Source organism: Acidaminobacter sp., assembly GCF_030247605.1.
Taxonomy (GTDB): domain Bacteria; phylum Bacillota; class Clostridia; order Peptostreptococcales; family Acidaminobacteraceae; genus Acidaminobacter.
The window spans coordinates 362,571-387,944 of sequence record NZ_JAOTSB010000002.1 but is presented as its reverse complement, the minus strand read 5'-3'; the positions used below and the strand labels follow the sequence as shown (position 1 = coordinate 387,944).

General features: G+C 52.1%; 24 protein-coding genes and 2 riboswitches. Of the genes, 11 read left to right on the top strand and 13 right to left on the bottom strand.

Translation table 11 applies throughout. The features are described from left to right. The first annotated feature begins 157 nt into the window (after positions 1-157). From OEL90_RS01815 to OEL90_RS01780, 8 genes are all read left to right on the top strand, one after another. On the top strand, positions 158-2,047 hold the full coding sequence (locus tag OEL90_RS01815) for an aldehyde ferredoxin oxidoreductase family protein (protein ID WP_300686848.1): 1,890 nt from the start codon (positions 158-160) through the stop codon (positions 2,045-2,047). A gap of 36 nt (positions 2,048-2,083) precedes the next feature. Continuing rightward, positions 2,084-2,299 (top strand): sulfur carrier protein ThiS, encoded by a 216-nt coding sequence (thiS, locus tag OEL90_RS01810; protein WP_300686846.1) that lies wholly within the window; start codon positions 2,084-2,086, stop codon positions 2,297-2,299. 83 nt (positions 2,300-2,382) lie between these two features. Beyond that, on the top strand, positions 2,383-3,606 hold the full coding sequence (gene glyA / locus OEL90_RS01805) for a serine hydroxymethyltransferase (protein WP_300686844.1): 1,224 nt from the start codon (positions 2,383-2,385) through the stop codon (positions 3,604-3,606). Between the two features lie 587 nt (positions 3,607-4,193). After that, positions 4,194-5,366, top strand: a complete 1,173-nt coding sequence (locus tag OEL90_RS01800; RefSeq protein WP_300686842.1) for an ATP-grasp domain-containing protein — start codon at positions 4,194-4,196, stop codon at positions 5,364-5,366. Between the two features lie 138 nt (positions 5,367-5,504). After that, entirely contained in the window at positions 5,505-6,260 is a 756-nt protein-coding gene (locus tag OEL90_RS01795; RefSeq protein ID WP_300686840.1) for an esterase family protein, read from the top strand. A gap of 222 nt (positions 6,261-6,482) precedes the next feature. After that, complete coding sequence (locus tag OEL90_RS01790) at positions 6,483-6,941, top strand: GyrI-like domain-containing protein (protein WP_291402238.1); 459 nt, start codon at positions 6,483-6,485, stop codon at positions 6,939-6,941. Positions 6,942-7,021: 80 nt separating this feature from the next. Further along, positions 7,022-7,528 (top strand): nucleotide triphosphate diphosphatase NUDT15, encoded by a 507-nt coding sequence (locus OEL90_RS01785; RefSeq protein WP_300686839.1) that lies wholly within the window; start codon positions 7,022-7,024, stop codon positions 7,526-7,528. Positions 7,529-7,609: 81 nt separating this feature from the next. Further along, positions 7,610-8,398, top strand: a complete 789-nt coding sequence (locus tag OEL90_RS01780) for an SDR family oxidoreductase (RefSeq protein WP_307730777.1) — start codon at positions 7,610-7,612, stop codon at positions 8,396-8,398. 254 nt (positions 8,399-8,652) lie between these two features. Here the strand turns inward: OEL90_RS01780 and wrbA are convergent, their stop codons facing one another. Beyond that, on the bottom strand, positions 8,653-9,264 hold the full coding sequence (gene wrbA, locus OEL90_RS01775; protein WP_300686837.1) for an NAD(P)H:quinone oxidoreductase: 612 nt from the start codon (positions 9,262-9,264) through the stop codon (positions 8,653-8,655). 332 nt (positions 9,265-9,596) lie between these two features. Here wrbA and OEL90_RS01770 point away from each other — a divergent pair, with 332 nt between their 5' ends. Beyond that, positions 9,597-9,899, top strand: coding sequence for a hypothetical protein (locus tag OEL90_RS01770; RefSeq protein WP_291402246.1), 303 nt, complete (start codon positions 9,597-9,599; stop codon positions 9,897-9,899). A 182-nt stretch (positions 9,900-10,081) separates the two neighbouring features. Here the strand turns inward: OEL90_RS01770 and OEL90_RS01765 are convergent, their stop codons facing one another. Together OEL90_RS01765 and OEL90_RS01760 are read right to left on the bottom strand one after the other, a co-directional pair. Beyond that, positions 10,082-10,417, bottom strand: a complete 336-nt coding sequence (locus OEL90_RS01765) for a hypothetical protein (protein WP_291402248.1) — start codon at positions 10,415-10,417, stop codon at positions 10,082-10,084. 280 nt (positions 10,418-10,697) lie between these two features. Continuing rightward, complete coding sequence (locus OEL90_RS01760) at positions 10,698-10,895, bottom strand: 4Fe-4S binding protein (RefSeq protein WP_291402249.1); 198 nt, start codon at positions 10,893-10,895, stop codon at positions 10,698-10,700. Between the two features lie 386 nt (positions 10,896-11,281). Here OEL90_RS01760 and OEL90_RS01755 point away from each other — a divergent pair, with 386 nt between their 5' ends. Together OEL90_RS01755 and OEL90_RS01750 are read left to right on the top strand one after the other, a co-directional pair. Then, positions 11,282-11,620 (top strand): arsenate reductase family protein, encoded by a 339-nt coding sequence (locus OEL90_RS01755; RefSeq protein WP_291402251.1) that lies wholly within the window; start codon positions 11,282-11,284, stop codon positions 11,618-11,620. A 530-nt stretch (positions 11,621-12,150) separates the two neighbouring features. After that, positions 12,151-12,241, top strand: a riboswitch (cyclic di-GMP riboswitch). A 73-nt stretch (positions 12,242-12,314) separates the two neighbouring features. Next, entirely contained in the window at positions 12,315-13,193 is an 879-nt protein-coding gene (locus OEL90_RS01750) for a copper amine oxidase N-terminal domain-containing protein (RefSeq protein ID WP_291402253.1), read from the top strand. 408 nt (positions 13,194-13,601) lie between these two features. Here the strand turns inward: OEL90_RS01750 and OEL90_RS01745 are convergent, their stop codons facing one another. The 10 genes from OEL90_RS01745 to aroF all read right to left on the bottom strand — a co-directional run bounded on the left by OEL90_RS01745 (position 13,602) and on the right by aroF (position 24,396). Further along, positions 13,602-14,699: a spermidine/putrescine ABC transporter substrate-binding protein gene (locus OEL90_RS01745; protein ID WP_331488091.1), complete on the bottom strand. Its 1,098-nt coding sequence runs from the start codon at positions 14,697-14,699 to the stop codon at positions 13,602-13,604. A gap of 7 nt (positions 14,700-14,706) precedes the next feature. After that, positions 14,707-15,453: an ABC transporter permease gene (locus tag OEL90_RS01740; RefSeq protein ID WP_334305964.1), complete on the bottom strand. Its 747-nt coding sequence runs from the start codon at positions 15,451-15,453 to the stop codon at positions 14,707-14,709. A 56-nt stretch (positions 15,454-15,509) separates the two neighbouring features. After that, entirely contained in the window at positions 15,510-16,334 is an 825-nt protein-coding gene (locus OEL90_RS01735) for an ABC transporter permease (RefSeq protein ID WP_300686831.1), read from the bottom strand. Beyond that, on the bottom strand, positions 16,327-17,424 hold the full coding sequence (gene potA / locus OEL90_RS01730; protein ID WP_300686829.1) for a spermidine/putrescine ABC transporter ATP-binding protein: 1,098 nt from the start codon (positions 17,422-17,424) through the stop codon (positions 16,327-16,329). Before potA ends, OEL90_RS01735 begins: the two co-directional genes overlap by 8 nt. A gap of 289 nt (positions 17,425-17,713) precedes the next feature. Further along, on the bottom strand, positions 17,714-18,484 hold the full coding sequence (gene aroD / locus OEL90_RS01725) for a type I 3-dehydroquinate dehydratase (RefSeq protein ID WP_300686827.1): 771 nt from the start codon (positions 18,482-18,484) through the stop codon (positions 17,714-17,716). Positions 18,485-18,502: 18 nt separating this feature from the next. Next, positions 18,503-19,324: a shikimate kinase gene (locus tag OEL90_RS01720; RefSeq protein WP_300686826.1), complete on the bottom strand. Its 822-nt coding sequence runs from the start codon at positions 19,322-19,324 to the stop codon at positions 18,503-18,505. Between the two features lie 114 nt (positions 19,325-19,438). Then, positions 19,439-20,557: a bifunctional chorismate mutase/prephenate dehydratase gene (locus OEL90_RS01715; protein WP_291402266.1), complete on the bottom strand. Its 1,119-nt coding sequence runs from the start codon at positions 20,555-20,557 to the stop codon at positions 19,439-19,441. A gap of 99 nt (positions 20,558-20,656) precedes the next feature. Next, a complete protein-coding gene (gene aroA, locus OEL90_RS01710; RefSeq protein ID WP_300686825.1) occupies positions 20,657-21,919 on the bottom strand; it encodes a 3-phosphoshikimate 1-carboxyvinyltransferase in 1,263 nt (420 codons plus the stop codon). Positions 21,920-22,148: 229 nt separating this feature from the next. After that, positions 22,149-23,303, bottom strand: coding sequence for a prephenate dehydrogenase/arogenate dehydrogenase family protein (locus tag OEL90_RS01705; protein ID WP_300686824.1), 1,155 nt, complete (start codon positions 23,301-23,303; stop codon positions 22,149-22,151). Beyond that, complete coding sequence (aroF, locus tag OEL90_RS01700; protein WP_291402272.1) at positions 23,287-24,396, bottom strand: 3-deoxy-7-phosphoheptulonate synthase; 1,110 nt, start codon at positions 24,394-24,396, stop codon at positions 23,287-23,289. The genes OEL90_RS01705 and aroF overlap by 17 nt, the downstream gene beginning before the upstream one ends. A gap of 644 nt (positions 24,397-25,040) precedes the next feature. Next, positions 25,041-25,158: riboswitch (FMN riboswitch) on the top strand. The last annotated feature ends 216 nt before the right edge of the window (positions 25,159-25,374 follow it).

Sequence of the window (25,374 nt, the reverse complement as noted above, 5' to 3'; positions counted from 1 at the left end):
GTACGGCGCTCCAGGCGCATTTAAATTTAAGCTTAAGCCGGATACTTTAATGAACGTTGCAGGCAGTCCCAGTCTAATTGAAGAATGTCGACAACCTCAGAGTATCACAAGCGAAACGTGCGGGTGATACTATTTATCCCACTAAAGGAGGATGGAAATGGTAATTTTTCCAGAAGCTAAAATCCTGGAGATCGATCTCACATCCGGTACCATCAATAGAAAAACCCTTCCAGGCGAAATCTACCGTTTGTATCCAGGTGGCTCAGCTCTTGGGCTTTACCTGATGATGCAGGATTACATACCAGGCACGGAAGCACTCGATCCAGGCAATGTACTCGTTTTCAGCGTCTCACCTCTGACGGGGCTGCCAATCAGCGGCATCAGCAGAATGAACGTCACTGCCAGAAGTCCGCTCACCGGCACTGCAGGAGACAGCCAGTCCGGCGGCTTCATTGCCTCTTATCTGAAGATGAACGGCTGGGATGCCATCGTCTTTAAGGGCAAATCTCAGAAGCCGGTCTATCTCGTGATTGATGGCAACAAGGCTGAGCTGAAGGACGCGTCCCATCTGTGGGGCAAAGTGACCGGCGAAGTGGAGTCTTCTCTTCAGGACGAACTTGGAGACAAGAATATTGAAGTTGCTCAAATTGGCCCGGCGGGCGAGAATCTCGTCAAGTACGCCTGCATCATCAACAAATGCAGCAGGGCCAATGGCCGCAACGGTATGGGTGCCGTCATGGGCTCCAAGAATCTGAAAGCCATGGTCGTCAAAAAAGGCCGGCCGATGGTCGCAGCTGACACAGAGGCGTTCATGGCATTGGCGCGAAGCTCCCGGAAACGACTTGAAGAAAACGAAGGCGTCGCGGGACTGGGCCTGAATGGCACAGATGGCGATCTGGAAGGTTTCAGCGACTCGGGTTTCCTGCCGACGCGAAACTGGAAAACAGGTTACTTCCCTGAAGGTGCCACAAATATTACTGGAACGACCATGTATGAGACAGTACTAAAAGAGCGTGATACTTGTTATGCTTGCGCGGTGCGCTGCAAGCGCGTGGTCGAAATTCCAGGCCGGGTGGATCCTGTCTACGGCGGTCCTGAGTATGAAACCTGTGCAGCCCTGGGTTCGTATTGCGGCGTCACAGATCTGGCAGAGGTATGCGAAGCCAATATGCTCTGCAATATGTATGGGATGGATACCATCTCCTGTGGCGCGACAATTTCCTTTGCCATGGAGTGCTTTGAAGAAGGACTGTTGACTTCAGAGCAAGCAGAGGGCCTGGATCTGAAGTTTGGAAACGGTGCAGCGGTCAATGCGCTGATCAAGAAAATTGCTCTGCGCGAAGGCCTTGGGGATTTGCTTGCAGAAGGCAGTGCCCGCGCTTCTGAGAAGATAGGCGGCGGGTCTGAAAAGTTCAGCATGTCCGTCAAGAAGCAGGAGATGCCGGCCCATATGCCGCAGTATAAACCCGCTGTTGGCCTGGTTTACGCCGTCAATCCGTTTGGCGCAGATCACCAATCCAGTGAACATGACGTTTTCCTGGTTATGCCACCAGACAGTCGTGAGCGTGAGCGCCTCAGCAAGCTTGGAATCTGGAAGGGTTATGATAACCCTTATGAACTGGACGCAGAAAAGGTCCGTTTCGCGCTGGATACGCAAAAGTATTTCTCAGTGCTTGACTCCTTGAGCCTTTGCCAGTTTGTCTGGGGTCCGTCCTGGGAACTTTATGGTCCGGATGAATTATTGGAGCTCTGCCGCGCGGGGCTTGGCTGGGAGACCTCCCTTTATGAGCTGATGATGGCTGGTGAGCGCCGGATCAACATGATGCGGCAGTTTAATGCCCGCGAAGGCTTTACCGCTGCGGATGACACGCTGCCGGCTCGTCTCTTTGAACCTTTTACCGATGGTCCCGCAAAAGGCATTCATGTCGACCGTGACGCTTTCGAAGCAGGAAAGAAGCTGTACTATGAAATGGCGGGCTGGGATCCGCAGACCGGCAATCCGACGGCTGCAACTTTGAAGAAGCTGTCCCTGGACTGGCTGCTATAGACGACAAATTTGAGTGACAAAAAGGAGGGACAGGCTGTGGGTGAGACAAAGAGAGTCAGCATTACGCTGAATCATAAGCCGTGTGAAATCGATGCGGGCATGACCGTCAGCGAACTCTTGAGCTTCAAAGGTTTCCCCAAGTCTGTCGCCGTCTTTGTCAACAAAACGCCGCTTCTCATGAAGACGTATCCAACTTATGAGCTGAAGGAAGCGGATACAGTAATTGTTTTCAGGCCGCTTGGGGGCGGATAGGGCAGAGGTGGGGAAAGGTGACCATCGGCAAAAGCTCTTAAAACGCTTGAAAACGAAGCAACGGAAAATAAGGAGGAAATGTTATGTTCAAATCCCTTGGAGATTTGGATGCGTTATTGAAGCAGCACGATGACTACAGAAACAACTGCTTGAATCTGATCGCGTCTGAAAATTACACCAGCATGAAAGTGCGCAGCTATCTGGACAACGATTTTGGCAACCGTTATGGGTGCTATGCGACGTTGAACCCATCTGTGCGTGATTATACAGGAAATAAATATATCAATGAGTTTGAGGTTCAGACCCATGAACTGATGAAAGAGGTATTTCATGGGGAATACGTGGATCTGAGACCAATTGGCGGGCACATGGCGGGGATGTCTGTGGTGCTGGCGCTGCTGGATCCGGGGGATCTGGTCATTGAGGTCAGCCTGGAAAACTGGGGGCATGGTCTTGTGGGACCAATGTGCCAAGTGAGCCATTTCAATAAGACGATTAATGTTAAATACATGGCTTTTAATGAGGACCGGGCGGTGGATAACGCGAAGCTTGAAGCGCAGATCCGTGCCGAAAAGCCGAAGCTCGTCATCTTTGGCGGGTCTGGGACGCTTTTTCCGGAGCCGGTGCGACAGTTCAGGGCACTTGCGGATGAGCTGGGCTTCTATATCGCTTACGACGCGTCCCATGTGACGGGCTTGATTGCCGGTGGCGTGTTCCCGAATCCTTTGGATGAAGGCGCAGATATCATGTTTGGAAGTACCCATAAGTCTTTTCCGGGACCGCAGGGCGGGTTTGTGACTTCAAACAACAGGGAATTGATGAAGAAGGTTGGGGAGACTTTGTCTCCATCTTTGGTGACGAGCCATCACCTTTTCAGAATTCCGGCTCTGGCGGCATCCCTGCTCGAGATGAAATCCTTTGGTCCTGCCTATGCGAAACAGATTGTGGCGAATTCAAAGGCGCTTGCTGTGGCGCTGGAGAAAGTTGGTTTTAATGTCCTTGGCAAGAACCGGGGATTCTCTGAGTCACATATTATCCTGGTTGACGCAGGCGCTCAGGTGCAGGTGGGTCCTGCCAAGCATCTGGAGCAGGCAAACATTCTTTGTTCGGATGACTTTTCAGGCGCAAGCCCGGAAATTAGGATTGGCACCTCTGAAATCACCCGCCGGGGTATGAAGGAAGGCGATATGGATCAGATCGCCCAGTTGATTTATCGCTCACTGATTCTTAAAGAAGATGCGGCTGTCATTTCAAAAGACGTTGAAGCTTTAGTATCGAAATTCCAAGGGGTCGCGTTTTCGTTTTAGGTTGGGGACGCGGACAACTTCAAGGTGGGGACGGTAATGATTCTGTAATATTATGGACCAGGTACACAGTTGATTGACGTACCTGACCCCAAACGCATCTTTGAACCTGACCCCAATATCAGTGAGCTAGCTCCCTGATCTAGATGATTTTAATGTTCATCTCACATTATCAGACGTGCACCTCGCTTCGCCTTTTGCGGAATGTACATTATTCGCTATCAGCCATGCACCAGAGCTTCGCTCTGGTCACGTGCTGCGCCCTATATAAACAAAGGTGACAACGTGAGTCCGAAAGCAAGCTTTCTCCCACACCGTGTCATCTTTGTTTTGCACGTCTGTTAGCCTTCGCGGATTTCCCCCTCCATTTGCCAAAAGGTACGGCTGCTTCGCTTCCAAACGCGCAGCGGCGCTCCTTTTGGCCTTTTCTTTTTGAATTCCTTCAAAAAATTGCCTATTTTTCTCGATATCCCCGAAACCTCACCGCCTTTTCCTTTATTTCGCCCCCATTCTATGTTAAGATAGGTTAACAAAAAATCATGAAATGATTTCAATTTCAGAAGATTTCATCAATCAGCGAGGTGACGACCATGAATTATGTTTTTGTATCACCGTATTTCCCATCCAATTTTAAATATTTTGCGATCCGCCTGAAGGAAGAGGGGGTCAACGTCCTGGGCGTCGGCTCTGAGCCGTATGACAAACTGGACCCGGAGCTCAAAGATGCCATGACCGAATACTACAAAGTCGACAACATGGAAGACTACAACCAAATGCTCGAAGCCTGCGGATTTTTTACTTACAAATACGGTAAAATCGACCGGATCGAGTCCCACAACGAATACTGGCTCGAACAGGACGCCCAGCTTCGCACGGACTTCAACGTCTTTGGCTTCAAAACCGAGGATATGGCTAATGTCAAATTCAAGTCCAAAATGAAAGAAGTTTTCAAAAGCGCCAACGTCCCTGTCGCCCGCGGCAAGGTCATAAAAACACCGGAAGAAGCCAAAGCCCTCATCAAGGAAACCGGCTACCCCGTCTGCGCCAAGCCGGACAACGGCGTGGGCGCCGCCAACACCTACAAAATCAAGAATGACGCCGACCTGGACAGATTCTTCGAAACCAAGCCGGACACGGATTACATCATGGAAGAATTCATTGAAGGGGAGATCCACACCTTCGACGGCCTCGTGGACCGCAACGGCGACGTCGTGTTCATGAACTCCTTCATCTTTGACAAAGGCGTCATGGAGACCGTCAACGATCAGCTGGACATGTTCTACTACAGCCAGCGCGAAATCCCGGAGGACCTCAAAAAACTGGGCCTCGCCGCCGTGAAAGCCTTCAACCTGAGGGAACGCTTCTTTCACATTGAATTCTTCCGTCAGAAGGACCAGAAGCTCATTGGCCTCGAAGTCAATGTCCGACCGCCGGGGGGCCTCTCTATGGATATGTTCAACTTCTCCAACGACCTCGACTTTTACAGCCAGTACGCGAAGCTCGTCGCCGGAAATCCAGTGGAGATCGACGCCAAGCGCCCTTACTACTGCGCCTACGTGGGCCTCAAGCAGCGCGGCCTGATCCGCCACAGCCATTCCACGGGAGACTCGCTGGACAAATACGGCGACCTGGTTGTCCACCACGGCCCAATCGCGTCGATCTTCGCCGCGGCCATAGGCGACTATGCCATTGTCATCCGCTCGCCTGAGATTGAGCCGTTGAAGGAAGCCAGCCGCTTCATTATGGCCCGGGAGAACAGCTAGAGCAGCTGTAAACAACAATAGCCAAATCAAATTTCCACCCAAGACATTTAAATTCTGCCGATGGTGACCCACCCCAGCCACCGCATCAGGGTGTGCGTGATGCGACCATCGGCAGAGATTTTAAGGAGGGCATCAAGCATGCAAGTCGATTATCATCAATTCTACAGCTCACGACTGGGGCGTTACATGGAATTCAAAAGCTACGGCCACGCGGGCAAACCCATGATCGTGTTCCCGTCCAGTGGCGGACGCTTCTTCGAATACGAGGACTTCAAAATGATCGAGGCAATAGCGCCCTTCATTGAAAACGGCCTGATCCGCGTCTACACCCCGGACAGCATTGACGCCGAAACCTGGCTGAGCAAGTTCGGGTGGCCCGGGGACCGCGCCCGGCACCACAACGCCTACGACGCCTACATCATTGAGGAGCTGGTGCCTTTCGTCCGCCACCACGCCAACTGGAAGGGCGGCATGATCGCCACGGGCTGCAGCATGGGCGGCTACCACAGCGTCAACTTCTACTTTCGCCACCCGGACGTCTTCGACACAGTCATTGCCCTCAGCGGCATCTACGACGCCCGCTTCTTCGTTGGCGAAAACATAGGCGACTACGACGTCTACATCAACTCGCCGGTGGATTACCTGAAGAACATGGAGGACAATCATTACCTGGAGGCTTACAGACGGGGCAATATCATCATCTGTACCGGCCTGGGGCTGTGGGAAGAGGACACCATCCGCGACACGCGGGCCATGGAAGGGATCTTGAAAGCGAAAAGCATTCCGGCCTGGATCGATTACTGGGGCTATGATGTGGATCACGACTGGCCTTGGTGGCGGGTCCAGATGCCGCATTTCCTGGGAAGGTTAAAGGAACAGGGGAAACTGAGATAAAGGTGAAATGGGTATCTGAAGGCCTACATACGGCGTTGGATACCCGTTTTTTATTTTTTGGGACTTAAGACGACAGAAGATCATTTTCTCGAAAACACCTGCTTTTCAAGGTTTTCGCCCCGCTCCAACGGGGTAATAAATCATTGATTAGGATTGTTTGACAGCATGTCGTCTGTGGAATGCCTGCAACAGGCATGAGTGTTTTGGAATGGAGGAAGTTGTATGTATTATGGAATCGAGTTGTTCGAAACAGCCGCTCAGCCGGTGCTGTCTCAGCGGCATGTGACCTCTGTGGACCAGCTTCCGGTGGTGATTGGAAAAGCCTATGAAGCAGTCTTCAGCTACCTCTACGAGCGCGGCGAGCAGCCTGCGGACATGCCCTTCGTGGCTTATTACAACATGGATATGACCGCCCTGGAGGTGGAAATTGGCGTCCCTGTTGCCCGCGTGTTTGACGGCACCCCGGAGATCCAGTCCGGCGAGATTCCGGCCGGAAAGAAGGTCGCAGGCATGTATCAGGGGCCATACGCAGGCATGACCGCCATCTATGACGCCTTGAACCAGTGGATGGCCGAGCGGGCTATTGAACCGACCGGGGTCGTCTATGAATATTATTACAACAGCCCGGAGGAAGTGACTGAGAGCGAGCTGCTGACCAAGGTGGTCTTTTTGGTTAAGTAAAACCGAGAACTTTTTTTTAGCCGATGGTTGTGGTACCGTCACCATCGGCAAATTCTATTCCCTGGAGGTGGTGAACTCCCATGAGATACCAGCATTGCCCCAAATGCGGCGGGAACCTGTCCCTGGAGGAAACCCAGGATGTCAACCGGCCCAAGTGCACGTCCTGCGGCTTCGTTTTCTTCCAGAACCCTGCGGTCGGCGTCGCCGCAATCCTGATTCGGGATCGTAAAGTTCTGCTGGGCCGGCGCATAGGCAGCTACAGCGGCACCTGGTGCATTCCCTGCGGTTACGTGGAGTATACCGAGGACGTCCGGGACGCCCTTGTCCGTGAAATGAAAGAAGAGACCGGGCTGGACTTTGAGCTGGGTGACATCTTCGCCGTTCATTCCAATTTTCACAATCCTGCCCAGCATACCGTGGGCCTCTGGTTCCTGGCGCAGGCTGAGGGGGACCCAATCCCCCTCGACGACCTGGATCAAGTTGACTTCTTTTCCTATGAGGAGCTGGAGTCCTCGAACATGGTCCTGGCTTTCCCGACGGACGGCCTGGTGCTGAAGTCCCTGAAGGATAAGGATTTTATTGATTGATTAAATAGACGCGCCCACACGTGACTTCGGGCGTGGGTGGTAGAGCCATAGCCTTACAGGCGAAAGGAGCAGGTGATTGTTTTGGATTTAGGACTCAAAAACAAAACGGCCATTGTACTGGCCTCAAGTGATGGCCTCGGCAAAGCCATAGCCACTGAATTTGCCATGGAGGGCGCCAATGTCATGCTGTTCAGTTCGTCAGAAGTGAAACTGAAAGCGGCAGCGGACGACATTGAGATTCTGAGCGGGCGCCGGCCGCTGTATTGTGTGGGTGATTTAAGAAAACCCGAGGACCTCTCGCGCCTGGTGGAGGAAACTGTCAAAGCCTACGGCTCTATTTATGCCCTAGTCAACAATGCAGGCGGACCACCTGCCGGCACTTTTGAGCAGTTTGAGGATGACGTCTGGCAGAATGCCTTTGAGCTGACGCTGCTGTCCTATGTCAGGATGATCCGCCTGGTGCTGCCGCACATGAGAGCGGGCGGGGGAGGGCGCATTCTGAATTCTACCTCCTCGTCCGTGAAGCAGGTCCTGGAAAACCTGATCCTCTCCAACACCTTCAGAAATGGTGTGGTGGGCCTCTCCAAGAGCCTCTCTCAGGAGCTTGGTGCCGATGGTATCCTCGTCAACGTCATAGGCCCTGGCCGCATAGGGACTTCTAGAATTACCTACCTGGATCAAATCAGAGCAGACCGCATGAATGTGTCCGTGGAAGAGATTGAGAGAGAAACCTTCAAGAACATTCCGCTGGGCCGCTATGGCAAACCGTCTGAGTATGGGAAGCTTGCTGTATTTCTGTGCTCAGAGGCCAACACGTACATCACAGGCCAGACGGTGCTGGTGGATGGCGGGTTGACGAAGGCGTTGTGAATAAGGAGAAAAGACAGGATAAAAATGGATGAGACGTCCATTTTATCCTGTCTTTTTGTTGGAGAAACTTCAGGGCGATAGGTGCTAGTTGCAAACATCCGCTTCGGTGAAACTCGGGGTCAATAGGCACCAGCCGTGATGAAACTCGGTGTCAGACACCCAGTTCTCGAAAATCCCCGCAGCGCTGGGCGCCGCAGGGATTTTTTTGGAGGAAAATCGATGTTTTTTCGGATTGAACTTTTTCGTCAGTGGGTTTAGGCGCGGCCGTTTTTAATCCAGCCAGCAGTTTCGATGAGTCGCTTTGTTTGGTGGGCAACCGCATCTTTAACATCCTCAACCGGCTTGCCGTCCTGTCCTTGTGTAACAGAGGTGCCGTAAGGGTTGCCGCCGGCTTTGAAGATGGAAGCATCGGTATAGCCAGGCGCGACTATGATGGCGCCCCAGTGCATCATGGAGGTGTAAAGGGAGAGGATTGTCGCTTCCTGGCCGCCATGCGGGTTCTGCGCGGAGGACATGGCGCTGACGGCTTTATTCGCCAGTTTGCCTTGTGCCCAGAGGCCGCCCTGGATGTCGATGAACTGTTTCATTTGTGAAGCCATGTTGCCAAAGCGGGTTGGGACGCTGAAGAGGATGGCATCGGCCCAGTCGAGGTCATCTGAAGTCGCGGTTGGGATGTGTTTTGTGGCTTCGGCATTGGCTTTCCAGGCCGGATTGCCTTCTATAACTGCTTCCGGAGCAAGCTCCTGAACTTTTACGAGACGGACTTCTGCTCCTGAGTTTTTTGCGGCTTCTTCTGCCCACTGGGCGAGCTGGTAGTTGATCCCTGTTGCGCTATAATAGACGATTGCTAATTTTGTGTTTGTCATTTGAAATACCCCTTTCAAGTGGTTGTTTATATTTGAATGATGTTTTGTGTTTGATAACTGTTCTCATTATAACACAATTATTACTAATTGGAAGTACTTTTTTAAAAATAATTCTAATTAGTAGTAATTTGTGGTGGTTTGACAGTAGTACTTCGAAGGTTGCCGGGTTTGGGAGAGGTTTTCTTGGAGCGTTACCATAATCAGAGCAGCGTTGCTCGATTTTGTGGAAATCTTGACAAAGGGGTTTACCTGAAAGTCATCCTGATTTATAATGGATGAGACAAAGGCGTTATGTATACAAGGCGCAGTGACATTGATTCGGAGGGACTTAAATGAGTATATTTGAAATTGTGATGCTGACATGCTTTGGCTTTGCGTGGCCAATTTCCATACATAAATCCTGGACCAGCAAGAGTACAGGCGGGAAAAGTCCGGTGTTCTCCTATGTTATCATCATTGGCTATCTGAGTGGACTGACCCATAAGTGGCTCAACAGCCGGGATCTTGTCATGGTGCTGTACGGCATCAATATGGTTATGGTGACTATTGACCTTTTGATCTATTATAGGAATAGAAGGCTGGAGGCGGCGAAGACCATCGGCAAAGGTCTTGAAACGGCCAAGCTGAATGGGTAAGTGTTAGAGCGGATGACAAACGGGAAGAGGGTGTGAAGCGGCTGTGGCTGTGGACGCCGGCTTCCCGTTTTTATTTGGGCATAGGAGTGAAGGTGGTTCGGATTGGATTTGGGACAGTTTTGGCAAATAAAAAAGCTCCGAGGCAGTTTGCCTGGAGCTTTGCGGTTTTTTGGGATTTTGTTTTAGGAAGCGATTGGGTGGTTGTAACCGAGCCAGGTTTTGACATCATAGAGGTGATAGTCAAAAGGGAGGTCGTCGATGACTAGTTTAGCCAGGTGGTTTTCGCCGGTGCTGAGTTTGGAGGCCAGGAGGTCGAAGGCGTCGGTGGTGAAGATGCCATCGGCTGCGCCGGCTGGGGCTGATGCATCTACGATGGTGACGCAGGTGCCGTTTGCGTCGCAGTGAATGGAGATGCTGCCGGTGTCTGAGCATGAAATGCTGCCAAGGACGTTGGCGGTCTTGCCCTCAAAGTTTCCGTTGATGACCATGCCGTTGTTGAGTACGATGTAGCCTTTCATACTTATCCCTCCGTTGAATATATATACAATCAATGTGATATTTAATCTTTATCTGTTATAAATAATAGCACATATTAATAAATAGTCAAGGTGTTTTTGGAAGTTTTCTGTGTTGGATTTATATGGACGGTGTGGTTGGAGGCGAGGGAATGGGGTGTGAGGCCGGATCTGAGGAGCTGGTGTTTGAGGTGAATTTTGTAAAATAAAAATACCGCTGATTTTTGGTTATGAATCATGCGGCACTTTGGATAAGTAATTTTTGAGGCCTTAAGGGTGCGCCCTATTTCATTGCGACGGCGCCATGCGGACAGACAGTGACGCATTTCTTGCAGCCTATGCAAAGGGCGGCGTCTATGACGGGATGTTCTGCTTTCAGAAACTTTCTTTTTTGAGTCACAGCGCCTGTCGGGCAGACGCGTTTTACTGGGCAAAATGGAGACTGGTCGCATTTATTTTTGACTATAAAGGCTTTTTTCAAGCGTGGTGGCCCCTTTCTGGACCCCCCCTACAGGAGGGGGTTGTTATTAACACTATACCCGATCCACGAGTGGGTGTCAAGAATGTTGAGGGGGGATTTTAGGGCGAAAGGGTATGTGAAATTTGTGTGGGTTTTGTGACGGGATGCAGAATGGTATAAAGGTGAATAATTTATATTCATGCGAAAGCTCTGGCACTGTTTTTGAGTTGGTGACAGGCACTGAACTGGTTTTTGTCCGCGTCCCCAAAGTTGAAGTTGTTCGCGAGTGTTATGTCAATTTGTCAACAAGTTAAATTGTGATAATTGCCGAACCCGCCGCTTGAATGACGTGGCGGATCGTGAGACAATGGAAAAAACTTAAGAAATTGCAGTTGTGGAGGCTAATTATGAACATCCAAATTTTCGGGAAGTCGAAATGCTTTGATACGAAAAAGGCGGAGCGCTATTTTAAAGAGCGGGGCATTAAGTTTCAAAAGATAGATCTGCTGGACAAAGGACTCAGCAAAGGGGAACTAAACAGTGTCGTCGCCGTGTTGGGGCTCAATGTTCTGTTTGACATGGAATCACCACTTTACAAAGAACTCAATCTGGACCGTATTGGCGGCCACGAGCTTCGGGCGGAGATTCTGCTGGATCATCCCAAGCTCTTTAAGACACCTATAGTTCGAAATGGCAAGCAAGCGACGCTTGGATATTGTCCCGAGGTCTGGAAGACTTGGGTGTAAGGCTGTCATGTCGGTTATGAATTTACGTCATTACTTTAGTGATTAATCTATTAAACAGGAGGTTACACATGAACGCATCCTGCACCTCTGTATGGCTAAACCATTTCCTAAGAGAACGCGGCGGCGTCATGACCATCTCCATGCGCCTCACCACCCATGGCTGATGAGCAGCCTTTATCTGTCCTGCAGGTCTTGCAGGCAAACCGGATGCTGATGCTGGTTATTGCAGAGTTAATGTAAATAGTGAATTTGCATTTTACATTGATGAAAAGATTATGGGCGAAAATCTCAGGGATCGCCGACTCGGATTTTACATTGAAGGCTATGGTCGATTCGAGCTGGAATTTGAGGCTAATGGTTAATACTGAGTTTAAGCGTTCGAATGTTTAACCTGTTTTGGCAGAGGGACTGTTGTATGGTTCAAACACCCTGATTTTCCCAAAAAATATTGTCCTCATAACCTGCTTCAAGCCGTTGACATCACCTGTACTAGGATTATAATGAAGCTATACAATTACATAAGCAGATCATCTCCGAAATGGCAAACCGGTTGAAAAACCGGGACGCAAAGTGACGGACCTAAAGCATCTGAAAGGATGCCATGGTGGCCGCACCGCCGAAGGATGACTTCACAGGCACAAGCAACGTTCCTGGAGCATGATTCTGCAATTCCAAACCAAAGGGAGGAATACAGATGAAACGCAACAGAAACAAGGGGTTAGTGCTTTTTTTAATGCTCGTTTTAATTCTCACTATGAGCATCATGCCGTCCGCAGCCGCAAAGCCTGAAAAAGAAGTAAAGGTTAAGCCCGTGGTCACAGAACAAATTAAACCGGAGAAGGTAGTTCGGGATGCGGCGTGGGAAGCTGCAAAAGATGCAGCTGAGACGGAGAAAGATCGACTTGAAGTCGCAAAAGATCTGATAGAAGCAGAAATTGAAAGGCAAATGTCATTGGGCAACCAGGAAGAAGCTGCTTTACTGGCTGATGATTTTGCGGCAGCTAAAGCCAGCTTTATTGCTGCCAAAGCCGAACTCAAGAGTGTCATAAAAAATGGCTATACAGAGGAAGAGCTCACTACAATTGATGCAATTGGCGTAGCGCTCGTCCAGGCGGATCCAACTATTCAAGTTCTTCCGGTCGAAAATATCATTGTCAAAGGCAAACACCTGGGCTTTGATACGCCGCCAGTTATAAAGGCCGGTCGTACACTGGTACCGGTGAGGGCGCTGGTTCAGGCTTTTGGCGCTGAAGTCACATGGAATCCGGTCAATCAAACAGTGACTATTACTAGAGGTGACCAGAAGATTGTTCTGACACTTGGCGAAACAGAAGTCGTTGTCGATGATAATACTATTCAACTTGATGTTCCAGCTCAAACCATGAACGGCAGAACGGTAGTCCCGCTCAGATTCATTGCAGAGCAAATGGGCTTTGAAGTGGATTATGAGGATGGGGACGTCACGATAGAAGAAGGCGTAGTTCAATCAGCTGATGAAACTGAAGAAGCAGAAGATGCTCTGGAAGAAGAAACAGAATCAACTGAAACAGAATCAACTGAAACAGAGGAATAGCTTCAGGCTGATCGTTAATCGAATAATATACCTGCTGAAATAGTGAAGAGCGGTTGTCAAGGGATCCTAATCCACCTTGCCAACCGCTCTTTTTCACTTTCCGTACCTGACACCAAAAATGAAGTTAATGAAGAAGATTTTGCTGAAATATAGCAATAGCAGACTTGTCAAAAAAATTAAACGTCAGCGTTCCGAAAATCGTGCCAGGTACGGGTAAAACATCCGCAGACGTGGCAAACAATGTTCTAGAAGTCGCGCAATAATTGTATTCAAATGACAACAAGTAAATTACTTCAAAAAGAATAGCGGGTGCCACAGGATCTTCACCATGGCACCCGCTATTCTTCTTCAACCAGAAGTGAAACGGGTTCACCCATTTCACTTACCTTTTCCGTCAACTTTGTCCAATTACCTCGCCGACTTAACCTCCGTCCAAACTCTGTTATAAGCCTCAATGAAATCCCCTAAATCCAGAAGGACCTCTAGGTTGGCTAAGTCCGCATCGTCCGGATAGGCGGTTTTGTCTCCGGAAATCTCCGGATCCAGAAGGGCTAAAGTCTCTTTGTTAGGCGTGGAATAGCCAATATACTCCGCGTTTTTCTGCCCAATTTCAGGGCGGCTGAGGAAATCTATAAACTTGTGAGCCATTTCAACATTCTGGGCGCCCTTTGGTATGACTATGTTGTCAAACCAGAGATTGCTGCCTTCCTTAGGAATGACGTAGGCCAAATCTTCATTCTCTGAGATCATATAGACCGCGTCACCAGACCAGCAGAAGGCTATGGCTGCCTCGCCGCCAATCATCATATCTTTGAGATTGTCGCCGGCATATGCCAGTACTAACGGCTTCTGCTCAATCAGCGCAGCCTTCGCAGCCTCCAGCTCCTCCAGGCTCTTGGTGTTGATGGAGTAGCCCAGCTTTTTAAGCGCCACCGCTATGGAATCCCGCTGGCTGTCCAGCATCAGGATCTGCTTTTCGTACTTTGGATCCCACAAGGCATTCCAGCTGTCGATTTCCTCATCAATCATGGCGGTATTGTAAATAATGCCTACAGTCCCCCACATATAAGGCACGGAGAATTTGTTGCCCGGATCAAAGTCCAAATCTTTGAAGCGGTCGTCTATGGCGGTGAAATTCGAAATTTGCGCCAAATCGATTGGCTCAACCAAATCTTCGCGAATCATTTTCTCAATCATGTAGTCTGAAGGAATGGCAATGTCGTAAGGTGTCCCGCCTTGCTTCAGCTTGACGTAGAGATCTTCGTTGGTGGCGTAGGTATCGTAGATGACCTCTACGTTGAATTCCGTTTCAAATTCGTCCAGGACATTTTCGTCAATATAGTCGCCCCAGTTGTAGACATAAAGCTTTTCTGCAGGCTCGGACGCAGCACAGCCGCTCATAAGCAGCAGGACCACCATCAGCAGCCCAAATACTTTCAATGTCCCACGCGCTCCAATCCGGGACTTTTCTTTTCCATTCGCGTTCACATTCCAGTTTAATTTCACTTCTGTGTCACATCCTTTCCAGAGTGTCGGTTTTCGGCAGGACGACGCCTGCCCCTTTTTCAGATCTTCGGTTGATCACAAACAACAGCAGAAGTACTGTCAAAAACATCAAAGTCGACAGCGCGTTGATCTCCGGCTTGATGCCCCGGCGGGCCATGCTGTAAATCTCTATGGACAAGTTGCTGACCCCGCCGCCGGTGGTGAAGAAGCTGATGACGAAGTCATCTATGGATAATGTAAAGGCCATGAGAAACCCTGTTATAATCCCCGGCATGATCTCAGGCAGGATCACCTTGCGAAAAGCATACCAGGGCGTCGCGCCCAGATCCAGGGCCGCGTCCAGCATCTCACTGGAGAGCTGCTTAAACTTAGGCAGCACGGACAAAATAACATAAGGGGTGCTGAAGGTGATGTGGGCCATCAGCATGGTCATGAAGCCCAGCCGCGTTCCGGTGAAGACAAACAGCGACATCAGCGCGATCCCCGTTACTATGTCCGGGTTGAGGATGGGCAGGTTGTTGACTCCCAGCACGAAGCCCTTAAACCGCCCGCGCATCTGACTCAGCCCAAAGGCCGCAAAGGTGCCCATCACTGTGGAAATCAGAGAGGAGATCAAGGCAATCGCCAAGGTGTAGTACAAGGCACTCAGGATCTTGTCATCCTGAAACAGCTCAGCGTACCAGCGCAGGGAGAAGCCCGACCAGTTCGACGTGGATTTTGAATCATTGAAGGAAAACACGATCAGTACCGCGATAGGTGCGTAAAGAAAGGTGAAGATGAGGAAGAGGTAGGATTTTTGCAACCATCGGCTCAAAAAAAGCTCACCCCGCTTCCGTTTTTATCTGTCTTGCCCAGAATCCACATGGAGACCAGGATCAGCGCCATCAGGACCACAGAGATGGAGGCCCCGAAGTTCCAGTCATAAACGCTCAGGAACTGGTCCTTGATCAGGTTGCCCACCAGGTTGACCTGGGAACCGCCCAGGAGGTCGGAGATGACAAAGGTACTGACGGCCGGCATGAACACCATCATGACGCCGGACACCACGCCCGGCAGCGACAGCGGCAGCGTAACCCGCCAGAAAACGTGCAGCCGGTTGGCGCCCAGGTCCTGGGCCGCCTCAATGACGCTGCGGTCCATGCGGATCAGCACCGTGAAAATAGGCAGCACCATGAACGGCAGAAAGTTGTAGACCATGCCCAAAAGCACAGCCCCCTCATTGAAGAGCAGGTTCAGGGGCGGTATGCCGATGGTCGCCAGAAGTCCATTCAGCAGCCCGTTCCGGCCGAGGATGGGGATCCAGGCGTAGGTTCTCAGCAGAAAATTCATCCACATAGGTAGAACGATCATGGTCATGGTTGTCCTTTGGGCACTGGGTTTCAGACCTGACATAATCATGGCGAGGGGGTACCCTATGACGAGACAGAGGACGGTGGACTGAAGCGCGATCCAGACGGACAGCCCCAGCACCTTGAGGTACAGGGGATCCGTGAATTTGATGAAGCCGTTAAGGGAGAATTCGGGACCACCGGGTCCCGTTCTGATGAGGCTATAGCCCAGGACCATGACGAGTGGGACCACGATCAGGAGAAAGCTCCAGAGGAGGTAGGGGGCTGTACTGAGGCGTTTAAGCATGGACGGCCGCCTCCCCCGCTTCCTTGAATGGCGCGCCTTCGTGAACTGGCGCGGCGCTTTTTTTCATGATGTGAATGTCGTCCGGCGTGATCCGCAGGCCCACCTCCGAGTCCTCGGGGGCCAGGTCAGTGCTGTGGACCAGCCATTCGCGGCCGTCCACCAGGACCACCATTTCGTAGTGGACACCCTTGAAAAGGGCAGAGTCGACGACACCATGCAGGAGGCCTTCGCCAGGCGCGACCAGGTCAATGTCTTCCGGGCGGATGACGACGTCCACGGACTCGTTTTGCGAGAAGCCGGCGTCCAGGCAGGGGAAGGTTCTCCCGGCGAACTCGACCCAATAGTCTTCTTTCATGACGCCTGGGATCAGATTGCTCTCGCCAATGAAATCCGCTACGAAGGCGTTGGCCGGTTCGTTGTAGATGTCCTGGGGCGTGCCGGTCTGCTGGATCCGTCCGTGGTTCATGACGATGATCCGGTTGGACATGGTCAGCGCTTCTTCCTGATCGTGTGTGACGTAGATAAAGGTGATGCCCAGGTCTTGCTGCATATATTTCAGCTCGAGCTGCATTTCCTTTCTGAGTTTGAGGTCCAGTGCGCCCAGGGGTTCGTCCAGGAGCAGCACCTTGGGCTCGTTGACCAGCGCTCTGGCGATGGCAATCCGCTGCTGCTGGCCGCCGCTGAGGGAGCTGACAGCTCGCTTCTCAAAGCCTGTCAGGTTGACCAGCTCCAGCATTCGGGCGACGCGCCTTTTAATTTCGTTTTCATCTGTTTTTTTGATTCTGAGACCAAAAGCTATGTTTTCGAAGATGTTGAGATGGGTGAAGAGTGCGTATCTCTGAAAAATGGTGTTGACCGGCCGCTCGTAGGGCGGCACTTGAATGATGGATTTCCCCTCAAACAGGATATCGCCCTGTGTAGGCGTCTCAAAGCCGCCAATCATCCGGAGGGTCGTGGTTTTGCCGCAGCCGCTGGGTCCGAGGATGGTCATAAACTCCCTGGAATCCACGTGAAAGCTGATGTCGTCTACGACGCGATCTTCACCGAAGACTTTGACGAGATGATTGACCTGAATCATTTTGTCTTCCAATCTACATGCCCCCAAATAGAGCCGGCCTGTTGGCGGCGTTTTTCAATAGCGGTTTTCGTGTAAAACATTATTTCAAACATTAAAAATAATACCCGGGTTTACTTTCACTAAACTTCTAGACACAAAATATTATACAAAAAATTTGGGGTAAATTGAAGCGGAAACTTGGTGTCTGCGGCTAGCGCCTATTGCGTCTGGTGCCTATTGACCCCGAGTTTCTTCCAAAAAAAGTGAAGGCCAGCGCGCCGCGCCGGCCTTCACTTTCCTTTTCAAAATCACTTTTCTTCCTCTACCTCAAATGCTGCGCCAGCAGCATCATTGGACCACGCATGTCGTCCGCCGGGACCTGGCCTGGAGCGGAAACGCCCTTGCCCGCGCAGAAGGTGATGACGGAGTGGCTGAAGCCGGCTGCGAGGCGGGTGATGAGGCCATCGCCGCTCATGGAGATGGTGACGGCGTGGGTGGCGTCCGGAAGATCGTTGTAACGCACGGAGGCCAGCATGAGGTTCAGGACGTCTTCCCGGGATTGCGGCATGACTGCCAGCTTCACCACGTCGGCGCCAAGGGACTGGGCTTTAACGAGGCGGGCCACCATGTCGTCAACCTCAGGCGTTGCCTTGAAATCATGGCTGGACAATATCAATGCGACGCCTGCACTTCGGGTAAGCTCACGTACAGGCTCAATAAGGGTTTGCGGGCTGGCGGCCTCGATGTCCACCAGGGAAACCCTGCCTGCATCGACTACCGCTTTAATGACCGCAAACCGCGTCTCATCTGTCAGGACCTGTGCGCCGCCTTCCAAGGCACTGCGCAGGGTGAAGAGGAGGGGGATGCCCCCGAGACCATCGGCTAAAGTAGTTAGTCCTTCCAGGGCTAGGGCGGGGTCTTCGATCCCTTCAAAATAATCCGCGCGCCACTCCACCAGGTCTGGCTGGTGTTCAAGGGCGGTGCGGCACTCTTCCGCCAGCGCCTCAATGGTTTTGCCCACAAAAGGCATGGTAATCAGCGGACTGCCGCCGCCGAGGACTTTATTCCCGATCTGGATAGGTGCTTTTGTCATAGTGTTCCCTCCTAAGCGCTATAGGCTGCTGACGTCCCGAAGAGGCAGAGGGCGGTCGATTTCCAGCTGCATCAGGCGGTCGACGATCTCCATGCAAATCTCTTCTTCGGTCTTGTTATCTGTAATAATAGCAATATCCGCCGCAGATTCATAGAGGGAAAGTCGCGGATCCATCAGGGTGCCAATTTTGTCCACGGACATGTTGTCCTTGAGGAGCGGACGGGTGTCGTCGGTGGCGATGCGGCTGTAGATCTGCTCCGGGCTGGCTTTCAGCCAGACGACAATGCCGTTGTTTCTCAGGTTGTCCACGTTGGTCTTGTTCAGCACGACCCCGCCGCCGCCGCACAGGATGATGACGTTCTGATGCTGGCTCAGCTCCTCCACGGTCTTCGACTCCAGCTCCCGGAAGTAAGGCTCGCCGTACTGGGCGAAGATGTCGCTGATTTTCATGCGAGCCCGGGTCTCAATGACCTGGTCCACGTCGATCTGGTCCATAGCCAGCATTTTAGAAAGCGCTTTGCCGATGGTCGTCTTCCCACTCCCCATAAAGCCCACCAGCGAGATGTGGTAAGGGAAGAGGAGGCGGGACTGGATCCGCCTGCAGCTCCTGAGCACGTGAGTCTGGATGGTCTTGATCTCTTCGCGGAAAGCCGGGTCATGGACATAATTACCTATGTTTTGTATGATGGCGCGCTCTCGGTCCTGGCTAAAAATAGGCATACCAAGGGATTTTTTTTCTTCCATGATGTCGAGAATAATACTGAGACGTTCTTCGAGCAGGGTGGCCAGCGCGCGGTCGCAGTGGTCGACCTGGCTTCTGAGCTCTTGAAGACGGTCCATAGTAACAGCTCCTTTCGGGTTTACTGTGTAGGTGAAACTGGGTGTCAGCGGCTAGCGCCTATTGCGTCTTGCGCCTATTGCGTCTAGCGCCTATCGACACCCAGTTTTTTTACGCTAAATGACACCGCGTTTGTATGTACCTAAGAATCTAAAATAAGGACAGTGTTTTCTGGCGGCGTCAATGGCATTCAGGAATGAGTCGGTATCTGCGCGGCCCTCGGCATCCAGATAGATGAAGTATTCCCAAGGACGGTCGGGGACGGGCCTGGATTCAATTCGGAAGAGGTTGATCTTCTCCTGGGCGAAGTATCCCAGGATTTCGTAGAGGGAGCCGGCTTCATGGCGGGTGGTGAGGACCATGGAGGTGCTGTCGGCTTCAGGGCTGGTTTCTGGGGTTTTGGTGAGAATCACAAAGCGCGTGGTGTTGACGGCGCTGTTTTGGATGGCCTTACCTATAATCTCAAGTCCGTAGAGCTGAGCGGCCCGCTCGCTGCCTATGGCGGCAACACTGACGTCGTCCTGCTGGGCCACATACTGGACGCTGACAGCAGTATTTTTCATAGGCACCTGCTTAATATTGAGGGTGTTGAGGAACAGGGTACACTGCTCGAGGCCTTGGGCGTGGGAGCGGACCTCGCGGATGTCTTCCATCTTAACGCCTTTATGTCCGATCAAATGATGAACGATTGGGACAAGGACTTCACCCGTGATGAAGAGGTCTTTTTCTCTAATGAGATCATAGACCTCGTTGATGGCCCCGGTGGTGGAGTTCTCCGCCGGCAGGACGCCATAGTCTAGCTCGCCGGAAAGGACAGCATCACAAACCTCGTGGAAGGTAGCGTAAGCCCGGTAGTCCTTGTTATGACCGAAGTATTTGAGAGTGGCCGTTTCGCCGTAGGAGCCCGGGATGCCGGCGTAACCGGCGGTGCGATGCTCGCCGTGCGGGAAGTGCTGCGGCAGGACATCTTCGAGATGGCTGTCCTGCAGGGCGCGGCTGGAGGCCAGGATGGTTTTCATGATGCTGAGGATGCGCGTCTGGTGGTCCGGGTGCTTAATTTGTGAGGAGAGACGGGCGAGAAGTTTTTTCTCCCGCTCGGGGTCGTAGACGCGCATGCCTATTTCTTTCTTTATATTTCCAATTTCTTCGACGATGGTCATGCGGCGCTCCAGGAGCTCGACCAGTTTGTCGTCGAGCTGATCGATTTCATTTCGGTAGTTGTCTAATAAGTGCATGGAAATGGCTCCCTTCGAGTCTTGAGTTGTGTGGCTGGGTGGTCGTTGTGTGACCATCGGCAGAGAAAATGGCTTTTGGTTTTTTGCTTTTGGTTTAGATTAGGCCTTTGAGACGTTGCCGCCGATTCCTGCGAAATCTTCGAAGAAGTGTGGGTAGGATTTTTTGACGGCGCCGCTGCCTTCGATTTCGATGGTGCTGCTGGCTTTGGCGGAGGCTATGGCGAGGCTCATGACGATGCGGTGATCGTTCCAGCCTTCTGTCTGGCCGCCGGTGAAGCCTTCCACGCCTTCGATGATGAGGCCTTCGGGCTCTTCGGTGATGTTGGCGCCGAGCTTGTTCAGCTCAGTGCGGATGGCCAGGAGTCGGTCGGATTCTTTGAGGCGGACGCGGGCGGCGTTGATGACATGGGTCTGACCCTCGCTGACTGCGGCTAAGGTCGCGCAGATTGGGACCAGGTCAGGGCACTGTGAAGCGTCGATGACAGCACCATGGGTTTTTGAAGGGCGGACGATCAGGTCGCCGTCTTGCCATTCTATGTTACCTCCCATGTCCCGGACGATTTGGAGGATGCGCTGGTCGCCCTGCTCGGAGTGCTCGGAGAGGTCTTTGAGGATGAGGCCGTCGCCCATGAGGCCGCCGGCGATCCAGAAGGCCGCCTGGGAGTAGTCGCCTTCCACGCGGTAATTGGCGGGTTTGAAGGCTTGATTGCCTTTGATTTTGTAGTGCTCCGGGGTGACGGTCTCGACCTGGATCCCGAAGATTTTGAGGATCTGGAGGGTAAGGGTCACATAGTCCCTGGACTCGAGAGGCGAGGTCAGGATGATCTCGGAGTCGCCGTCCAGGAGCGGTAGGACGTACAGGAGGCCTGTGACGAACTGGGAGCTGATGTGGCCTGGCATTTCGAAGGTGCCGGCTTTCAGTTTGCCGTGGACGGTCAGCGGCAGCTGGCCCGGGTAGTCGTATTTAATGCCTTGACGGTCGAAAAGGTCGAAGTATGGATCCAGCGGACGGGTGGTCAGCTTGCCTTCACCTGTGAAGACCACTGGGGCGTCGAAGAGGCCCGCGAATGGGATCAGGAAGCGGAGGGTTGAACCAGACTCGTTGCAGTGGAGGGGTTCGGTTGGCGCTTTTAGCGTGCCGCTTCTGCGGATAGTGAGCTTGTCGCCCTCCTGGATGGCTTCGACGCCCAGGGCTCTGACCGCTTCTGTGGTGGCTATGATGTCCTCGGAGAAGATGAGGTTCTCAATGACGCTTTCTCCCTCTGCCAATGCCGCTGCCAGGACTGCGCGGTGGCTGAGGCTTTTCGATGGCGGGATCCTGAGGGTGCCGCTGAGTTTTGCCGGTTCTATACGTCTGATCATGAGTTGGGCTCCTTTGATGTTTAGATTTGGGTTAGGTTTGGGGGTGAACGTCACTTCCGGCTTACATACGTGCACCTCGCTTCGCTTTGCTGCGCTTCGGTCACGGGCTGCGCCCTATACAAACAGCGACAACCCCGTACTTCAGAGAGCAAGCTCTCTTCAGTTCGGTATTCTCTCTGTTTGTGCACGTCTGTTAGCCTTCGCGGATACACGTCTGTTAGCCTTCGCGTCAGTCTGTATCAACTACCCCGATCCCAATCCCTGAAGCTTTCAGCAGCGACGCAGCCGTCAAGCGGTCGGCATTTGAGGCGAAGCTGAGGGTGAAGGCGCCGCGCTGGTTCTCTCTGGAGTGATCCAGGGCGAGGTCCTTGATGTCAAGCTGGTGGTCTGCAAGAAGCTTGGTGACTTCTGCCAGGATCCCCGGTCGGTCTTCGAGCTCGAGTCGGAGGGGATAAAGAGACACCTCTTCGCTCGGGCGGATCGTGATGAGTCCTGAGCGAAGGCGCTGGGCCTCGCCCAGTGTCTCGACAATGGCTTGGTCCTCGACGTCCTGCAGGTTTTTTTTAAACCGCATCAGCCCATCTACCAAAGTGTCAATACTCGAAATGACTTCTGAGCGGTTGTGGACGAAGATGTCCCGCCAGAGCGCCGGATCACCCATGGCTATCCGGGTGGAATCCCTGAAGCCGCCGCCGGCGAACTTCAGCTGATCCGTCGGCAGGGAAGCCGCAAAGACCTCGACCAGAATAGAAGCGGTGAGATGGGGCAGATGGCTGAGTCGTGCTGTCAAAGCATCATGTGCTTTTGGTTCGGTAATCACCGGAAGTGCGCCCAGCTTCAAGATCATCTGCTTCAGCAGATCCACCGGCTGTACCCCGCGAACCAGACCCTCAAAATGCGCATCCGGTGTCAGGAAAAAGTAAGCGTTTTCAAACAATATAGGCGATCCGGCGTTGAAGCCGCCTTTTTCAGAGCCTGCCATAGGATGTCCGCCCACGAAGACAGCGCCTGTCCCTGTCAAGATCTCCACTGCCGTTTCATGGACGGTGCCTTTGACACTGCCCACATCCATGACCACGGTGCCGGGACCGATCAGAGGCAAAGCACTGACCATGGCTTCCCTGACCTTGCCAAGCGGCACTGCGATCACCACGAGTTCGGAAGCTGTACCAGACGAGTTAGCAGCAGGCACCGCATCCACCATCGTAAACAATCCCGATTGCCTCGCCTGGACCAGTGTCTGGGGATCCGGATCAAAACCGTTCAATCCCCCCAGAAAGCCCTTAAGTCTGAGGGCTTTGGCGAGAGATCCGCCAATCAGCCCAAGTCCTACAATGCTGATGCTTTTAAAAAACGGAACCTCTTCGTTATCCGATGTTCGCATGCCTAAGCCCCACCTTATCGTCAGCTTTCTTATTGTTTAGCACTTTTACTTCTATAACAATTGGCTTATCACTATATATCTGATCCTGCAGCCTGCACAGGTTGTGAATCTGATTAAGCTGGTGCATCAGGATTTCGAACTCCCGCGGCCTGAGTGACTGCGGTCCGTCGGAGAGCGCTTTTTCCGGCTCGTGATGAACTTCGATCATGAGACCATCGGCACCCACCGCGACAGCGGCTTTGGACAGCGGCCCCACCATTTCACGCCGCCCTGTGGCGTGGCTTGGATCCACAATAATTGGCAGGTGGCTCAGGGTCTTGATGGCTGTGACCACGGACAGGTCCAGGGTGTTGCGCATGTGCGGCTCGAAGGTCCGGATGCCGCGCTCGCACAAAATCACGTTTGGATTGCCGCTGGCCAATATGTACTCCGCGCTCATGAGGAAATCCTCAATAGTCGACGACATGCCGCGTTTGAGCAGCACCGGCTTCTTCGAACGTCCGGCCCGCTTCAGGAGGGAGAAGTTCTGCATGTTTCTTGCGCCAATCTGCAGGATGTCCGTGTAGGCCTCGACCAGGTCGAAGTCCTCGGTGCACATGACTTCGGTGACAATTGGCATGCCGTTCGCCGCACCTGCATCCTTCATCAGCTTCAGCCCCAGCTCACCCAGTCCCTGGAAGCTGTAAGGGGAGGTGCGTGGTTTGAACGCGCCGCCTCTCAGGATTGTCGCGCCCGCAGCACTAACTGCCTGGGCAATGACATCGATCTGTTCCCGGCTCTCAATGGAGCAGGGCCCGGCCATGACGGTCAAATCCCCGCCGCCTATGCGAAGTCCACCGACCTCAACCACAGTGTCCTCCGGGTGGAATTCCCTGCTGGCCAGCTTGTAAGACGATTTGATGCGCTTCATGTCCTCGACATGGGGGTGGAAGGAGATTACCGAGAAGTCCAGGCGGTTTATGTCGCCGGTGAGTCGGAGCTCTCTGGCATGGCCTCGCTGGGCGAGTTCAACTTCTAATCCGTGCTGCCGGATCACATCCATGATGTGTTCGCATTCCTCGTGAGTGGTGGTCGTTTTGAGCGTTATAATCATAAAATTGGCCTCCTAAGGTTTTATAAGTTTTGTTGTTTTTGCCGATGGTCAAGTTTAAGCCACAATAACCATAAAAGCCGTCTTCGCTCATGCCACCACCTCCTTTCGAATATAAAAAAACAGAGCGCCCCTTTACTTAAAGAGACGCCCTGTCTAAGTTCTATCAGGTTTAAGTCACTTGCCGGCACATCAGGCCGCAGCCCTAAGTCCGATCTTTAAGCAATTTGAGGTTCTATCCGATTTGCCGTACGCCAAAAAGCCGAAGCCATAAAAGTAAAAGCTCCAGCTAAAGTAACCAAAATATTCGGCTGTAAGTTTAAGCGTACGTTGGACCAGAGTCATCTCAAACCACCCATTCCTTAATTGACTGAGGCGCCTGTTCTCCCATAAAAGAGCAGTTGCGCCTGTGAAGAATTTTTCTCAGTGTAAACCCTGCAGAACCAGATGTCAACCCGTATTCAGAAAATTCCCGAAAAAAAGCCAAAGCTTTCGCAAATGAGGCGGAGAATGTACTACAAAATTTTATAAAGTATTTTTGGGAGAACAATATGCCGCGATGAACTCTTAATGTTCGTGAATTGAAAATCGATTAAGATAAAGGTTTGACATGGCGCTGGATTCATATTATCATGTTAGTAATTTCATAACATCTTCAGGGCAGGGTGAAATTCCCGACCGGTGGTACAGTCCACGAGCCGCTCCCGCGGTTGATCTGGTGCAATTCCAGAACCGACAGTAAAGTCTGGATGGAAGAAGATTGATTTTTTGCCGATGGTGCTGTTTCCCCGCACCCTCGATCAAAGCTGTATTGTCAAACCCTGAAGAACAACGCTTCAGGGTTTTTTATTTTCAAAAAAAGCTGAAGTTGGGGAAGAAACTCGGTGTCAGGGAAGAAACTCGGTGTCAGACACCTGGTTTCATTTGGGAAGAAACTCGGTGTCAGCGGAAAACGCCTATCGACCCCCAGTTTCATTTAAA

Excerpts from the sequence above, each read along its gene's own strand:
- OEL90_RS01770 (WP_291402246.1), top strand. The coding sequence starts at position 9,597 with ATGAGTATATTTGAAATTGTGATGCTGACATGCTTTGGCTTTGCGTGG.
- OEL90_RS01815 (WP_300686848.1), top strand. The coding sequence starts at position 158 with ATGGTAATTTTTCCAGAAGCTAAAATCCTGGAGATCGATCTCACATCC.
- OEL90_RS01750 (WP_291402253.1), top strand. The coding sequence starts at position 12,315 with ATGAAACGCAACAGAAACAAGGGGTTAGTGCTTTTTTTAATGCTCGTT.
- OEL90_RS01735 (WP_300686831.1), bottom strand. The coding sequence starts at position 16,334 with ATGCTTAAACGCCTCAGTACAGCCCCCTACCTCCTCTGGAGCTTTCTC.
- OEL90_RS01790 (WP_291402238.1), top strand. The coding sequence starts at position 6,483 with ATGTATTATGGAATCGAGTTGTTCGAAACAGCCGCTCAGCCGGTGCTG.
- OEL90_RS01715 (WP_291402266.1), bottom strand. The coding sequence starts at position 20,557 with ATGCACTTATTAGACAACTACCGAAATGAAATCGATCAGCTCGACGAC.
- OEL90_RS01705 (WP_300686824.1), bottom strand. The coding sequence starts at position 23,303 with ATGCGAACATCGGATAACGAAGAGGTTCCGTTTTTTAAAAGCATCAGC.
- glyA (WP_300686844.1), top strand. The coding sequence starts at position 2,383 with ATGTTCAAATCCCTTGGAGATTTGGATGCGTTATTGAAGCAGCACGAT.
- OEL90_RS01800 (WP_300686842.1), top strand. The coding sequence starts at position 4,194 with ATGAATTATGTTTTTGTATCACCGTATTTCCCATCCAATTTTAAATAT.
- OEL90_RS01765 (WP_291402248.1), bottom strand. The coding sequence starts at position 10,417 with ATGAAAGGCTACATCGTACTCAACAACGGCATGGTCATCAACGGAAAC.
- aroD (WP_300686827.1), bottom strand. The coding sequence starts at position 18,484 with ATGACAAAAGCACCTATCCAGATCGGGAATAAAGTCCTCGGCGGCGGC.
- OEL90_RS01795 (WP_300686840.1), top strand. The coding sequence starts at position 5,505 with ATGCAAGTCGATTATCATCAATTCTACAGCTCACGACTGGGGCGTTAC.
- OEL90_RS01785 (WP_300686839.1), top strand. The coding sequence starts at position 7,022 with ATGAGATACCAGCATTGCCCCAAATGCGGCGGGAACCTGTCCCTGGAG.
- aroA (WP_300686825.1), bottom strand. The coding sequence starts at position 21,919 with ATGATCAGACGTATAGAACCGGCAAAACTCAGCGGCACCCTCAGGATC.
- OEL90_RS01720 (WP_300686826.1), bottom strand. The coding sequence starts at position 19,324 with ATGGACCGTCTTCAAGAGCTCAGAAGCCAGGTCGACCACTGCGACCGC.
- wrbA (WP_300686837.1), bottom strand. The coding sequence starts at position 9,264 with ATGACAAACACAAAATTAGCAATCGTCTATTATAGCGCAACAGGGATC.
- aroF (WP_291402272.1), bottom strand. The coding sequence starts at position 24,396 with ATGATTATAACGCTCAAAACGACCACCACTCACGAGGAATGCGAACAC.
- OEL90_RS01755 (WP_291402251.1), top strand. The coding sequence starts at position 11,282 with ATGAACATCCAAATTTTCGGGAAGTCGAAATGCTTTGATACGAAAAAG.